At 47.2% G+C, this 14,846-nt stretch carries 12 protein-coding genes and 2 tRNA genes; 9 read left to right on the forward strand and 5 right to left on the reverse strand.

Translation table 11 applies throughout. The features are described 5' to 3' along the window. A tRNA-Lys gene (locus V9W66_RS13595) sits at positions 1-73 on the forward strand. 67 nt (positions 74-140) lie between these two features. Further along, a tRNA-Leu gene (locus V9W66_RS13600) sits at positions 141-220 on the forward strand. A gap of 131 nt (positions 221-351) precedes the next feature. On the opposite strand, the gene V9W66_RS13605 is transcribed toward V9W66_RS13600, so the two are convergent. The 3 genes from V9W66_RS13605 to V9W66_RS13615 all read right to left on the reverse strand — a co-directional run bounded on the left by V9W66_RS13605 (position 352) and on the right by V9W66_RS13615 (position 4,490). Then, positions 352-693 carry a hypothetical protein gene (locus V9W66_RS13605; protein WP_144096143.1) on the reverse strand — a complete coding sequence of 114 codons (342 nt, stop codon included), beginning with the start codon at positions 691-693 and terminating at the stop codon, positions 352-354. Between the two features lie 147 nt (positions 694-840). Then, the gene (locus tag V9W66_RS13610) at positions 841-2,727 is read right to left on the reverse strand and encodes an ABC transporter ATP-binding protein (protein ID WP_144096232.1); all 1,887 of its coding nucleotides are present in this window, start codon (positions 2,725-2,727) and stop codon (positions 841-843) included. Positions 2,728-2,738: 11 nt separating this feature from the next. Further along, a complete protein-coding gene (locus V9W66_RS13615) occupies positions 2,739-4,490 on the reverse strand; it encodes an ABC transporter ATP-binding protein (RefSeq protein WP_144096141.1) in 1,752 nt (583 codons plus the stop codon). Between the two features lie 262 nt (positions 4,491-4,752). On the opposite strand from V9W66_RS13615, the gene V9W66_RS13620 reads away from it, so the two are divergent. Continuing rightward, entirely contained in the window at positions 4,753-5,142 is a 390-nt protein-coding gene (locus tag V9W66_RS13620) for a metal-dependent transcriptional regulator (RefSeq protein WP_021650299.1), read from the forward strand. A gap of 54 nt (positions 5,143-5,196) precedes the next feature. Here V9W66_RS13620 and V9W66_RS13625 read toward each other — a convergent pair whose 3' ends face one another. Together V9W66_RS13625 and V9W66_RS13630 are read right to left on the reverse strand one after the other, a co-directional pair. Beyond that, the gene (locus V9W66_RS13625) at positions 5,197-6,141 is read right to left on the reverse strand and encodes a DMT family transporter (RefSeq protein ID WP_144096230.1); all 945 of its coding nucleotides are present in this window, start codon (positions 6,139-6,141) and stop codon (positions 5,197-5,199) included. A 139-nt stretch (positions 6,142-6,280) separates the two neighbouring features. Continuing rightward, on the reverse strand, positions 6,281-7,513 hold the full coding sequence (locus tag V9W66_RS13630) for an argininosuccinate synthase (protein ID WP_015526007.1): 1,233 nt from the start codon (positions 7,511-7,513) through the stop codon (positions 6,281-6,283). A 526-nt stretch (positions 7,514-8,039) separates the two neighbouring features. On the opposite strand from V9W66_RS13630, the gene argC reads away from it, so the two are divergent. The 6 genes from argC (at position 8,040) to V9W66_RS13660 (ending at position 14,840) form a co-directional block, all read left to right on the forward strand. Further along, positions 8,040-9,080 carry an N-acetyl-gamma-glutamyl-phosphate reductase gene (gene argC, locus V9W66_RS13635; protein ID WP_144096139.1) on the forward strand — a complete coding sequence of 347 codons (1,041 nt, stop codon included), beginning with the start codon at positions 8,040-8,042 and terminating at the stop codon, positions 9,078-9,080. A gap of 101 nt (positions 9,081-9,181) precedes the next feature. Further along, entirely contained in the window at positions 9,182-10,405 is a 1,224-nt protein-coding gene (gene argJ / locus V9W66_RS13640; protein WP_021650304.1) for a bifunctional glutamate N-acetyltransferase/amino-acid acetyltransferase ArgJ, read from the forward strand. Between the two features lie 620 nt (positions 10,406-11,025). Next, positions 11,026-11,922, forward strand: coding sequence for an acetylglutamate kinase (gene argB, locus V9W66_RS13645; RefSeq protein ID WP_144096138.1), 897 nt, complete (start codon positions 11,026-11,028; stop codon positions 11,920-11,922). Next, positions 11,909-13,099, forward strand: coding sequence for an aspartate aminotransferase family protein (locus V9W66_RS13650; protein ID WP_144100395.1), 1,191 nt, complete (start codon positions 11,909-11,911; stop codon positions 13,097-13,099). Before argB ends, V9W66_RS13650 begins: the two co-directional genes overlap by 14 nt. Next, the gene (locus V9W66_RS13655) at positions 13,080-13,274 is read left to right on the forward strand and encodes a hypothetical protein (protein WP_144100393.1); all 195 of its coding nucleotides are present in this window, start codon (positions 13,080-13,082) and stop codon (positions 13,272-13,274) included. Before V9W66_RS13650 ends, V9W66_RS13655 begins: the two co-directional genes overlap by 20 nt. A 126-nt stretch (positions 13,275-13,400) precedes the next feature. Then, positions 13,401-14,840, forward strand: coding sequence for a sodium:proton antiporter (locus tag V9W66_RS13660; RefSeq protein ID WP_144092230.1), 1,440 nt, complete (start codon positions 13,401-13,403; stop codon positions 14,838-14,840). Positions 14,841-14,846: the final 6 nt, after the last annotated feature.

Below are 14,846 nucleotides of genomic sequence, written 5' to 3' on the forward strand. Positions count from 1 at the left end.
GGGGTATTAGCTCAGTCGGTAGAGCACTTGACTTTTAATCAAGTTGTCCGGGGTTCGAATCCCCGATGCCTCATTAGCGGAAAGCATTTGCTTTCCGTTATTTTTTTATCATCAGACAGGATGAAAATATAATTGAATATGCGGATATGGCGGAATTGGCAGACGCGCTGGTTTTAGGTACCAGTGGGCAACCGTGCAGGTTCAAGTCCTGTTATCCGCAGTGATCAAGAGGCTTTCTATAAATCTGATTTATGGAAAGTCTTTTAATTTTTAGAATTATATTCACAGAAAAATGCCACATATGCATAAGGATATGTGGCATTTTGACTCTATCGAATTTCTTAAATGACGTTACAATTTCTCCCCTTCATTCACTTCCTCAATAAATACCTTCCCTTCCGCCTGCTGTTCCCCAAAATGAAATCGCAGTACAGCCTGAGGCCAGTTGAGTGTGATGATGGCTTTTTTGTCCCGTGTCTTTCCTGCGGCCTGGAGGGCTCGTTTGTATACGTCTTCCAATTTGGTGAAGGACAGCTTTTTCTCGCGGTAATAAAAGTGGTTTCCATCGGTGGTTGGTACCTGCGGGATCAGGAACTCGTCGGAAAGCTCCATAAGCCCGTGAAGCATTGCACGGTACACGTTTTGTTTATCTTTCGACATTTTGCCGTAGTAATATTCTTCAGTTTGTTTCATATATAAAAATACGGAGACTCCTTTCCGGAAAAATAGATTTCAATCAAAGATTATAGCATAAAAAAACATGCAGGACTATCAGAAAAGATACACCCTGCATATTTTTGGTATTGAATATTTTAGATCGAAAATAACTGTGAGCCTGGATCAGCCGTTATACAGCTGATAATACCGGCCCTTCTGTGCAAGCAGCTCCCCGTGGGAACCACGCTCGATGATGTGTCCCTGCTCCAGGACCATGATGCAGTCACTGTTGCGTACTGTGGAAAGTCTGTGGGCGATCACAAAGGTCGTCCTGCCTTCCATCAGCTTATCCATACCATCCTGTACAAGCTTTTCGGTACGGGTATCAATGGAGCTGGTGGCCTCGTCCAGGATCAGGACGGGCGGGTCTGCAACGGCTGCACGGGCAATGGAGAGAAGCTGTCGCTGGCCCTGACTTAAGTTTGCGCCGTTTCCGCGGAGAAGGGTATTATAACCCTGTGGAAGCCTGCGGATGAAACCGTCGGCGTTGGCAAGCTTTGCTGCTGCGATAACCTCCTCATCTGTGGCATCCAGCTTTCCGTAGCGGATATTTTCCATAACGGTTGCTGTGAACAGGTTGGTATCCTGAAGAACGATGCCCATGGAGCGTCTGAGGTCATCTTTTTTGATCTTGGTGATGTTGATGCCGTCATAACGGATCTTACCCTTCTGAATGTCGTAAAAACGGTTCAGAAGATTGGTGATGGTGGTTTTTCCGGCGCCGGTAGAGCCTACAAAAGCGATCTTCTGGCCTGGCTGTGCATACATGTTGATGTCATGGAGAACGATCTTGTTGGAATTATAACCAAAGTCTACATCCTCCAGGACCATATCACCCTTCAGCTCGATATAATCAGTGGTACCCTCAGCTTTGTGGAAATGCTTCCATGCCCAGCGGCCGGTACGTTTGTCGGATTCGGTAAGAACACCGTTTTCCTCTTTTGCATTGACGAGAGTAACGTAGCCTTCATCCACTTCCGGTTTTTCATCCAGAAGATCAAAGATACGTTTTGCACCTGCAAGAGCCATAACAATACTGTTGAACTGCTGGCTGACCTGGTTGATAGGCATGTTGAAGCTCTTATTGAAGGTCAGGAAGCTGGCAAGCCCGCCAAGTGTGAAGCTGCCGATGCCGTTGATTGCAAGGATACCGCCCACCATGGCGCAGATCACATAGCTGACATTTCCAAGCTGTGCGACCACAGGCATCAGGATGTTGGCAAAACGGTTTGCATTGTCTGCGCTGGTGAAAAGCTGGTCGTTCAGTTCATCGAATTTCCGGATGCTTTCGTCCTCATGGCAGAAGACCTTGACAACCTTCTGACCCTCCATCATCTCTTCGATATAACCATTGACAATACCAAGGTTGGTCTGCTGCTCCAGGAAATATTTTCCGCTTAAACCTGCAAGCTTCCGGCTGGCAGTCATCATAATGGCAACCATAAGCAGGGTAACTACAGTAAGCGGAACATTCAGGATCAGCATACTTACAAGAACACTGACGATGGTGATCACACTGGAAAGCAGCTGCGGAAAGCTCTGGCTGATCATCTGGCGCAGGGTATCAATATCGTTGGTGTAGATGGACATGATATCGCCGTGTGCGTGAGTGTCGAAATATTTGATGGGAAGCGTTTCCATCGTTGCAAACATATCGTTTCGGAGGTTACGTAAGGTTCCCTGGGAAACATTGATCATGATACGGTTATAAGTATAGGTGGCAATAACACCAATGGCGTAAAAGCATGCCACACGTGCGATGGCTGCAGCCAGAGGCCCGAAATCCGGTGTATCTGCTGAGAGAAGCGGTGTGATATACTGGTCGATCAGGGTTTTCATGAACATGGTTCCCTGTACATTGGCAAGAACACTGACAAAAATGCAGATCACCACGATCACGATATGGATACTGTAGTTTTTAAAGATATAACGGGCAAGGCGTCCCAGAAGCTTTCCCGGCTGCTCCGGTGCTCCCATACCCCTTGGGCCAGGACCGCCCGGGCCTTTCATGTTCTGTTTTTTCAAGCCGGCTCACCTCCCTCGTCAAAATCACCGGCGCCGCCGGTCTGTGAATGAAATACTTCCTGATAAATGGCGTTGGTCTTAAGAAGCTCCTCGTGGGTACCAAAACCGTTGATCTCACCGTTATCCATAACGATGATCCGGTCCGCGTTCTGGATGCTGGAAACACGCTGTGCGATGATCAGCTTGGTGGTATCCGGGATCTCCTCGGCAAAGGCATGGCGGATCCTTGCATCTGTGGCAGTATCTACCGCACTGGTGGAGTCATCCAGGATCAGTATCTTCGGCTTCTTCAGAAGAGCACGGGCAATACAGAGACGCTGCTTCTGGCCTCCGGAAACATTGGAGCCGCCCTGTTCAATGAAGGTATTGTATTTGTCCGGCATTTTTTCGATGAAATCATCGGCACAGGCAAGCTGGCATGCGCGGCGGCATTCCTCCTCTGTGGCATTTTTGTCACCCCAGCGGAGATTTTCCAGAATGGTTCCTGAGAAGAGTACATTCTTCTGAAGAACAACGGAAACCTGATTTCTGAGAGATTCCAGATGGTATTTACGGACATCGATGCCTCCTACGGAAACAGAACCATCCGTTACGTCATAAAGACGGCTGATCAGGTTGACAAGGCTGGATTTTGCACTTCCGGTACCGCCGATGATCCCTATGGTCTCGCCGGAACGGATCGAGAGATTGATATCCTTCAGAACGGGTTCCTGACTGTCTTTCTTATAGCTGAAATTCACGTGATCGAAGACGATACTTCCGTCCGGGACATCTGTTACCGGATCCTCCGGATCTGTGATGTCCGCAGTATCATTGATGACTTCCGTAACACGCTCTGCGCTGGCAATACTCATTGTCACCATAACAAAAACCATGGAAAGCATCATAAGGCTCAAGAGAATGTTCATGCAGTAGGTGAGAAGGCTCATAAGCTCACCGGTAGTAAGGGAGCTGCCTACGATCATTTTGGCGCCGAGCCAGCTGATCCCCAGGATACAGGCATAAACGGTAAACTGCATCAGGGGCATGTTCATGACAACGATCTTCTCAGCACTTAAGAACATTTCGTATACTTTGTTGCAGGCTTTCTGGAATTTACTGATCTCGTAGTCTTCGCGGACATAGGCCTTGACCACACGCACAGCGCCGATGTTTTCCTGGACACTTGCGTTCAGGTCGTCATATTTACGGAATACGGTCTGAAAATATACCGTTGCTTTTCTCATGATAAAGATCAGACAGGCTCCCAGGAAGATAACAGCGACAAGATAGATGCTTGCAAGCTTTGCATTGATAAGAAACGCCATGACCATGGCACAGATCAGACTGGCCGGTGCACGGGTACACATACGAAGGATCATCTGATAGGCGTTCTGCAGGTTGGTCACATCAGTGGTAAGACGGGTGATCAGGCCGGCAGTGCTGTATTTGTCGATGTTGGAAAAAGAAAAGGTCTGGATGTTGGTGTATATGGCTTTTCGGAGGTTTCTGGCAAAGCCTGTGGAAGCCAGTGCTCCGTATTTTCCTCCCATGACGCCGGACCAGAGTCCGCACAGGGCAAGAACTACCATAACTGCACCCATCCGATGGATATGGCCGATATTTCCGGCTTCCACACCCTTATCAATGATGGAAGCCATGGCCAGGGGGATCAGAGTCTCAAAGAGAACTTCCAGGATCATGAAAAAAGGCGTGAGAAACGATGCCTTTTTAAACTCCCTGACCTGGGCCAGAAGGGTTTTGAGCATAAAAAATCTCCTTTCTTTACTGTTCAAAAGACAGCACCACTGGAAAGGATTCCGGGCTGCTATAGAACAGATATATTGTTCAGCTACTATTATCGGGGAAAATATTTTTAATGTCAAGATAAACATGTGCGAAATGCTTGACACAACATCCTTTAAGCGGTATATTAAAAGTTAATATTCGCCTGTAGAACAGGGAAGGAATGGGATTCAGATCCCTTTAGAGGGTCTATATAGAGTTAAATTTTTGCAGGGAGGATTTTATATGGAAATCAGACAGTCAGCGGAGGATTATCTTGAGTCAATTCTGGTTTTATCCAAAAAAGGAGGAGGAGTTCGTTCCATTGATATTGCGACCAGACTTGGTGTTTCCAAGCCAAGCGTCAGTCACGCAATGAAGCTTCTTCGTGAGGATGGTTATATTGCCATGGACCGTTACGGTACCGTGACACTTCTGGAGAAGGGGGCAGAGATCGCCAATCAGATTTATGAGCGTCACATTGTTCTTGCCAGGATGCTGGAGGGACTTGGGGTTCCGGCAGAGATCGCAATGGAGGATGCCTGCAAGATGGAGCACGACATCAGCCAGGAGAGCTTTGAGAAGATCAAGGCACATTATAATAACTTTATTAAGAAGGAAGAAACAGCAGACTAAGAAACATGCAGACAGGCAGCCGGAAGGTAAAATACCAAACCGGCTGCCTGTTTTTTATTTATTATCTTTTTCCTTTTCCGGCAGCTGTGCCAGGATGATGGCTGCAAACATGATGACACATCCAAGGAGCTCTTTTATGGAAAGCTTCTGATCCAGGAGCACCCAGCCTGCAAGCACGGAGATGCAGGATTCAAGAGAAAGGATCAGAGAAGCAACGGTGGGATTCACATTTTTCTGGCCTACGATCTGCAGGGTGTAGGCAACACCGCAGGACATCACACCAGCATACAGGATCGGCAGCCAGGCAGTGAGAATGGAAGAAATCTGCGGATGTTCCAGAATAAGTGCCGGGATCATGGACAGGATCCCGCAGACCAGAAACTGGATACAGGAAAGCTTTACACCGTCTGCCTTCGGGGAAAAATAGTCAATAACCAGAATGTGCAGGGAAAAGAGAAAAGCACATACCAGCACCAGAATATCTCCGAGGCCAATGGAAAATCCGTCTGTGATGCAGAGAAGATAAAGTCCGACCAGTGCCATGACAACGGCTGCCCATATAAAGGGACTGCATTTCTTTTTCAGGAAAATTCCGATGATCGGGACGATGACAATGTAACAGGCGGTGATGAAGCCGGCTTTTCCTACTGTTGTGTACTGGATACCAAACTGCTGGAAGCTGCTGGCAGCAAAAAGAGCAAATCCGCAGGCAATGCCGCCCAGCCACAGGTCACGGCTGTTATATGGCGTGGGGGATACAGCTTTTTCTGAAGGTGCTGATGAGGATTCCGGTATTGCGGAGTCTGTGGCAGCAGAGGATTTATTTCCGGAACGGTTCAGGATAAAGAGCACCGGAACCAGGACAGCGGCACCGATCAGGGAACGGACGCCGTTGAAGGTGAAGGGGCCGACATATTCCATGCCCACACTCTGGGCAACAAAGGCGATTCCCCAGATCGTTGCGGCCAGAAGCAGGCAGAGAGAATTTTTCAGAGGCATTCTCTGTGAGTTCATGATAAAAAATCCTTTCGTTTATTAGGTATTATGTGATCAAAGCAGTATATAACAAAAGACCCCGGGGAACTTATATAGCTTCCCGGGGCATTCTTATGATCTGTCGGAACAATGTCCAACAAAATTAGTTCTGATTCTGGTTATTTTTAACTTCTGCAAGCTTCATGGCACGAACCTTCAGCGGCAGACCGAACAGAGTGATGAATCCGTCTGCATCATGATGATCATACATATCACCGGTTGTGAAGGAAGCAAGAGACTCATTGTAAAGGCTGTACGGAGAGGTTGTACCATTCTTGATGATGTTTCCTTTGTAAAGCTTGAATTTAACCTCACCGGTAACATATTTCTGAGTGGACTCAACAAATGCCTGGATAGCCTCACGGAGAGGTGTGTACCATTTTCCTTCGTAAACAACCTGTGCAAACTGGCTGCCAAGCTTTTTCTTGGCTTCCATTGTCTCACGGTCAAGGATCAGCTCCTCAAGCTGGTCATGTGCTGCCATCAGGATCGTTCCGCCAGGAGTTTCATAAACGCCACGGGATTTCATACCAACAACACGGTTCTCAACAATATCAACGATACCGATGCCGTTCTCACCGCCAAGCTTGTTCAGCTCTGTGATGATCTCGGAAACCTTCATTGCTTTTCCGTTGAGTGTTTTCGGAACACCCTGCTCGAATGTCATGGTGATCTCAGTTTCTTTATCCGGAGCCTTCTCCGGTGTTACACTTAATACAAGCATGTCATCATAGTTCGGAGCCTGGGATGGATCCTCAAGCTCAAGTCCCTCATGGCTGATGTGCCAGAGGTTTCTGTCACGGCTGTAGCTGTGGCTTGCATCAAATGGAAGAGTGATGCCATGAGCCTTACAGAACTCGATCTCATCTTCACGGGACTGCATGGTCCACAGATCTGTCATACGCCATGGAGCAATGATCTTGATGTCCGGAGCGAGAGCCTTGATGCCAAGCTCGAAACGGATCTGGTCATTTCCTTTACCGGTAGCACCGTGGCAGATAGCAACGGCACCCTCTTTACGTGCGATCTCAACCAGCTTCTTGGCAATGACCGGACGAGCCATGGAAGTTCCGAGAAGATAGGAATGCTCGTATACAGCACCAGCCTCTACACACGGCATGATGAAATCATCGCAGAACTCATCGACGATATCCTCGATATATAATTTGGAAGCACCGGACATTTTTGCTCTCTCTTCAAGACCGTCCAGCTCGTTTCCCTGTCCGCAGTTTACACAGCAGCAGACAACGTCATAATCAAAGGTTTCTTTCAGCCACGGGATCAGGGCTGTGGTATCAAGACCACCGGAATACGCTAAAACAACTTTTTCTTTCATAATATATGTCCTCCTGGGATTTTTTTGATTTTGTATCGCTCCGGACATTTCCGGGACGGTGAATTTTTTTACGTTATCTGGAAAAATTATGCTGTTTTATAACTTTACCAGAGTGAATAAATATTCATGTACAACAAAACAAAATTTTCGGCTGCCCTGTCGACATGGCTTAATATACACCAGATTTTATAAATATGCAAGAGATAATTTGAAAAATATGAAAAAAATTTTGCATAAAAATGCATCAAAAAGTAGGCAATATTATAAGAAAATACAGGAAAAACAGAAAAGACCGTGAAAAATCAAAGAAAATGACTATTGCATAATATGCAGAGAAGATGTATAATCTATCCATTGACAAGGCGGACATATGAGCTGGCAGTACAAACAGGGTTAAGATGTCCGTCTGACCTGGGCAGAAGGTTCAGATATCAGAAGACATAAAAAAGAAACATAAATAAGAATAGCAAGCGCTTCTGCAGGGTGTATTAAGCCGTAGGAAAACGGCAGAGGAGGAATGTGAAAGATGATTAAAGCAGGAATTATCGGTGCGACAGGATACGCAGGAAATGAGATCGTAAGACTTCTTCTTGGACACAAGGACGTTGAGATCAAATGGTTCGGCTCCCGAAGCTACATAGATCAGCAGTATGCAGATATTTATCAGAATTTTTTCAGGCTGGTGGATGCCAAATGTATGGATGACAACATGGCTGCACTTGCAGATGAGGTGGATGTGATCTTTACCGCAACACCACAGGGCCTTTGTGCATCCCTTATTACTGAAGAAATCCTTTCCAAATGTAAGGTGATCGACTTAAGCGCAGATTTCCGTATTAAAGATGTGAAAAAATATGAGAAGTGGTACGGGATCGAGCATAAGGCTCCGCAGTTTATCGAGGAAGCTGTTTATGGCCTCTGCGAGATCAACCGTGAGGATATTAAGAATGCAAGGCTGATCGCCAACCCGGGATGCTATCCGACATGCTCCACACTGTCTATTTATCCGCTGTTAAAGGAAGGCCTCATTGATCCGAATACCATTATCATTGATGCCAAGTCCGGAACCTCCGGAGCAGGAAGAGGAGCCAAGGTTCCGAATCTCTACTGTGAGGTAAACGAGAGCATCAAAGCTTACGGTGTTGCCACACACAGACATACACCGGAGATCGAGGATCAGCTTGGATATGCATGCGGACAGGAAGTGATGATCAACTTTACCCCGCATCTTGTTCCGATGAACCGTGGGATCCTGGTAACAGCATATGCCTCCCTGACCAAGGATGTTACCTACGAGGAAGTAAAAGCAGCCTATGACAAATATTATAAAGACGAGTTCTTTGTACGTGTCCTGAACAAGGATGTATGCCCGCAGACAAGAAATGTAGAAGGCAGCAATTTTGTGGACGTGAACTTCAAGATCGATCCGAGAACAAAGAGAGTCATCATGATGGGCGCTATCGACAACCTGGTAAAGGGTGCAGCAGGACAGGCTGTTCAGAACATGAACCTGATGTTTGGATTTGACGAGAACGAAGGACTGAAACAGATTCCGATGTGCCCGTAAAACAGGCAGATCACAAATAAAATATGGGGGATGCCGAAGGACTTTAAACGAATGAACTGCGATATTCGATCCGGCATCACCATTGAGAGGAGATATATAATATGAAGATCATCGACGGCGGCGTTACAGCCGCAAAAGGTTTTAAGGCAGCGTCAACTGCAGCAGAGATCAAATATAAAGGCCGTACCGATATGGCTATGGTATTCAGTGAGGTCCCCTGTGTGGCTGCAGGAACTTTCACGACCAATGTGGTAAAAGCAGCTCCTGTAAGATGGGATCAGGACATTGTATATAATCACCCGGGTGCAAGAGCTGTGATCTGCAACAGCGGAATCGCCAACGCATGTACCGGCGAGGAAGGATTCGGCTATTGCAGGGAAACAGCCAAGGCAGCATCCGAAAGCCTTGGGATTCCGGAAGACAGCGTACTGGTAGCATCCACCGGTGTCATCGGAATGCAGCTTCCCATCGACCGTATCGCAAACGGAGTAAAAGCCATGGCACCGAAGCTTGAGGGAAGCCGCGAGGCAGGCCTTGAGGCAGCAAAAGCCATCATGACAACAGACACCGAGAAGAAAGAGGCAGCGGTAGAGATCGAGATCGGTGGAAAAACCGTAACGGTAGGCGGTATGTGCAAGGGCTCCGGAATGATCCACCCCAATATGTGCACAATGCTTGGATTTATCACCAGTGATGTGGATATCTCAAAGGAACTTCTTCAGGAAGCACTCAGCGAGGATATCAAGGACACCTACAACATGGTATCCGTTGACGGAGATACCTCCACAAACGACACCGTCCTCCTCCTTGCAAACGGCCAGGCCGGCAATCCGAAGATCACAGAGAAAAACGCAGATTATGAAGAGTTCAAAAAAGCTCTTAACTACGTAAACACAACCCTTGCCAAAAAGATCGCAGGTGACGGAGAAGGTGCAACTGCACTCTTCGAGGTCAAGGTCATCGGCGCAGCCACCAAGGCAGAAGCCGTAACCTTAAGTAAATCCGTAGTAACCTCTTCCTTAACAAAGGCAGCCATTTACGGCCATGATGCAAACTGGGGAAGAATCCTCTGCGCCCTCGGCTACTCCGGCGTCCAGTTCGATCCGGAAAAGGTAGATCTCTACTTTGAGAGCAAAGCAGGAAAGATCAAGATCATTGAAAATGGAGTTTCTACAGGCTACAGCGAAGAGGAAGCAACTAAGATCCTCTCTGAAGAGGCAGTGACAGCCATTGCGGATATGAAGATGGGAGATGCATCCGCAACTGCGTGGGGATGCGACCTCACCTATGATTACATAAAGATCAATGCGGATTATCGTTCTTGATGTAAGAGCTCTGTAGAATGTTTTTTATGGTGGATTTTAGTTGTAGTTTTGTTTCAGTTTGTAAGCTGAGAAAACCCTTAGGGGGAGCGAGCTCAAAGTTGCGAAGCCCGCACGCTCCCCCTAAGAACCCCCTCCGTTGGGCACGCTTGGCTGTGGCATGTAGAACTTCAGTCGACGAAGACTGAGTGACGAACGTGAGAACCTGCAGGGCGGGAGCTCTGAAGTTGAGGCGTGTTGAGGTTTAGTTGACGAAAACTGAGTGACGAAGGTGAGGAACCTCGGAGCGGGAGCCCGGAAGTTATGTCGGGTTAAACTTCAGTTGCCGAAGGCAGACTGACGAGCTGTTCGCCTTTGGCGAAAGCGCGTCGGAAGCGGCTGTCTGCGACAGCCTGTCCGCAGCAGGCGCTTTGCCCGCAACGCGGGCAACAGCCCGTTTCCCGTGGCCGGAGGGGAGGAGCGCGAGGAGGGGAAACGGCCTTCGGAACTCCGAGTGCCTCCCCTCCTCGCAAATCCACGGCTGTCAGCTGAGACAAAATTATAATAAAAAAGAAATCCCTCCAACATACAACAACAAAACCTTTTTCAATCCATATCATTTTTCAAAAAAAGGAGACACCCACATGGTAAATCAGAAATATCTTGACAAAGCAGAGGTTCTCATAGAAGCCCTGCCATACATCCAGCGGTTCAACCGCAAGATCGTAGTCATCAAATACGGCGGAAGCGCCATGCTTGATGAAGAATTAAAGCGTAACGTCATCAAGGACGCAGTCCTTCTGAAATTAGTCGGTTTCAAACCGATCATTGTTCACGGCGGCGGCAAGGAAATCAGCCGCTGGGTCGGTAAAGTCGGCATGGAGCCGCATTTTGTAAACGGTCTCCGTGTAACGGACAAAGACACTATGGAGATCGCAGAGATGGTTCTTGCAAAAGTAAACAAGGAGCTTGTTACTCTGGTAGAATCTCTCGGCGTACAGGCTGTAGGTGTCAGCGGTAAGGACGGCGGTCTTCTCCAGTGCAAAAAGAAGCTTTCCAAAGGCGAAGACATCGGCTACGTAGGTGAGGTTACAAAGGTTAATCCGAAGATCCTTCATGACCTTCTGGAAAGAGACTTCCTTCCGATCGTATTCCCGATCGGCTTTGATGAAAATTTTGATTCCTACAATATCAATGCGGACGATGCAGCCTGCGCCATTGCAGAGGCAGTTGAGGCAGAGAAGCTTGCCTTCCTGTCCGATATTGAGGGCGTTTACAGGGATGCAGATGATCCCTCCACTCTGATCTCCGAGCTTCGTGTAGATGAGGCTGAGAATCTGATCGCAGATGGTACTGTGGGCGGCGGTATGATCCCGAAGCTGAAAAACTGTATCGACGCTATCGAGCATGGTGTAAACAGAGTTCATATCCTGGATGGAAGGATCCCGCACAGCTTACTGCTTGAGATCTTTACAAACAAAGGTATTGGTACTGCAATTTTAAAAGATGATGGGGAGAAATATTACAATGAGCATGAATGAACAGATGGAAGAATCTGAAGCCAGTATTCTTCATACATATAACCGTTTTCCGGTAGTTTTTGAAAAAGGCGATGGCTGTTACCTCTATGATTCCGAAGGAAAGGAATATCTGGATTTTGCGGCCGGTATCGCTGTAAATGCCCTGGGATATCATTATCCGGGCTATGATGAAGCACTGAAATCCCAGATTGACAAGCTGATGCATATTTCCAACCTGTACTACAATGAGCCGATCATTGATGCAGGAGCCAGACTTGTACAGACAAGCCATATGGAAAAGGCTTTCTTCACAAACAGTGGTACAGAGGCCATTGAGGGTGCTCTGAAGGCTGCCAAGAAATATGCCTACGAAAGAGATGGCCATGCAGACCATGAGATCATTGCCATGAACCATTCCTTCCACGGCCGCAGCATCGGCGCTCTTTCCGTGACAGGCAATGCACATTACAGAGAACCCTTTGAGCCTCTGATGGGTGGGGTGAAATTTGCAGATTTCAATGATCTTGAGAGTGTAAAGGCTCAGATCACAGATAAGACCTGTGCCATCATCACCGAGACCGTACAGGGAGAAGGAGGTATTTATCCGGCTACAAAAGAGTTCCTGGAAGGCTTACGTAAGCTTTGTGATGAGAAGGATATCATCCTGATCCTGGACGAGATCCAGTGCGGTATGGGACGTACCGGACATTATTTTGCATGGCAGGCATATGGAGTACAGCCGGATATCATGACCTGTGCCAAAGCACTTGGCTGTGGAGTTCCGGTAGGTGCTTTTGTGCTGAACAAAAAAGCAGCTGCAGCTTCCCTGAAGCCAGGCGACCACGGAACCACTTACGGTGGAAATCCCTTCGTATGTGCAGCCGTCAGCAAGGTATTTGATATTTTTGAAAAGGATCAGATCCTTTCCCATGTGCAGGGACTTACTCCGTATTTTGAGGAGAAGCTGGACGAACTGGTTGCAAAGCATGACTGTGCGGAAACAAGAAGAGGCAAAGGCTTCATGCAGGGTATCGTGATCAAGGGACGTCCGGTAGGAGATGTGGTGAAAAAAGCTCTTGCAAAGGGCCTTCTGGTGATCTCAGCAGGAAGTGATGTTCTCCGCCTTGTTCCTCCTCTTGTGATCACAAAAGAGGATATCGACAAGATGGCAGAGATCCTTGACGAGTGTATGGAATAATAAAAAAATAACAGATATAAAAGCAGCAGTATTTTCCGGAAAGGGTAGTGTGCCGATGGAGAATACGGCTGCTTTTTTTGTCAGAGAGACAATATATATAAATTATATAACAGATATAGAAAACAGTATCCGAAAATCTGGTCGTGTGTTTGAAAATAAACAAAAACTGCTATGATACACCGACAAAATGCACAAAAAAGAGAGAGGGTTTGAGGATAAATTGCACATCTACACAGTTGATTTTAGAACGCCATATGTTATAATTTCACTAGTAAAAAAATTTATGTGAGGGGTGAAAATTTTGAAAAAATTATTAACCGTCATGTGTACTTTTCTGACAGTATTTCTGGCATGTCCTGTGGGTGTATGGGCAGCCGGAAACGGTGGGACAGGATCTGGTGTGCCGGTGTGGCTTTGTATCCCTTTTGCGGGTCTTCTTCTGTGTGTTGCAGTGATGCCGCTGGTAAAGGGTGAGTGGTGGGAGTCACATCAGCCCGTTGTGGTTGCATTCTGGATCGTTCTTATGATCATTCCGTTTGCAGTTGTTTACGGTGCCGGAAAAACTGCGGAAACAGTGCTAGAGTGCGTGATCAATGACTATCTTACATTTATCATCCTGCTATTCGGACTGTTCTGTGTATCCGGTAACATTACAGTTGAGGGTGATTTTGCGGGCTCGCCAAGAGTAAATGTAGGACTTCTTGCACTGGGAACCCTGCTTTCCAGCTGTATCGGAACTACCGGAGCCAGCATGCTGATGGTCCGTCCGGTGATCAAAATGAATTCCTGGAGAAAGAGAAAGGGTCATATCATGATCTTTTTCATCTTTATGGTATCCAACATGGGTGGCTGCCTGACACCGATCGGTGATCCGCCGCTTCTGATGGGCTTCATGCGAGGAGTTCCGTTTTTCTGGAGCCTTCATCTTTTTCCGGTACTTATCTTTAATATGGTGATCCTTCTGTTTGTGTTCTATCATCTGGATATGCGCTCTTACAAGAAGGATATCTCAGAGGGACGTAAACCGGATATCAGCAAACCGGGTACCGAGTTTAAGATCGAGGGTCTTCATAATATCATCTTCCTTGTGATGATCGTTGTGGGTGTTATCTTAAGCGGAATGCTTCCCGGTATGCCTGCATTCCAGGATGCGGCCGGAAATGTAAAGGGCCTTCATATTTTTGGTGAGGTTACTTTAGGCCTCCCGTCGATCATTGAGATCGTCCTGATCCTGGCAGCTGCATTTCTGTCCTTTAAAACAACAGATAAAAGGATCCGTGTGCGGAACCATTTTACCTGGGGTGCGATCAAGGAGGTTGCAGTACTTTTCATCGGTATTTTTATCACCATGCAGCCGGCCCTGATGCTTCTGAAAGCAGTAGGACCGAATCTCGGTATCACCGAGCCGTACCAGATGTTCTGGGCGACCGGAGCTTTGTCCAGCTTCCTGGATAATACACCGACCTATCTGGTATTTCTGACAACAGCGGGAACTCTCGGATTTACAAACGGAATCGCAACAACGCTGGGAACGGTTCCTGTAAAGCTTCTTTCTGCGATTTCCTGCGGTGCTGTATTTATGGGCGCCAATACATATATCGGCAATGCTCCGAACTTTATGGTCAAGACACTTTCTGACGAAAATGGTATCAACATGCCGTCCTTCTTCGGATATATGGCATGGTCCATTTGTTTCCTGGTACCGGTGTTCATCATCGATATGCTGGTATTCTTTTTATAAGGGAGG

Source organism: Blautia massiliensis (ex Durand et al. 2017), from assembly GCF_051861785.1.
Taxonomy (GTDB): Bacteria; Bacillota; Clostridia; order Lachnospirales; family Lachnospiraceae; genus Blautia_A; species Blautia_A luti_A.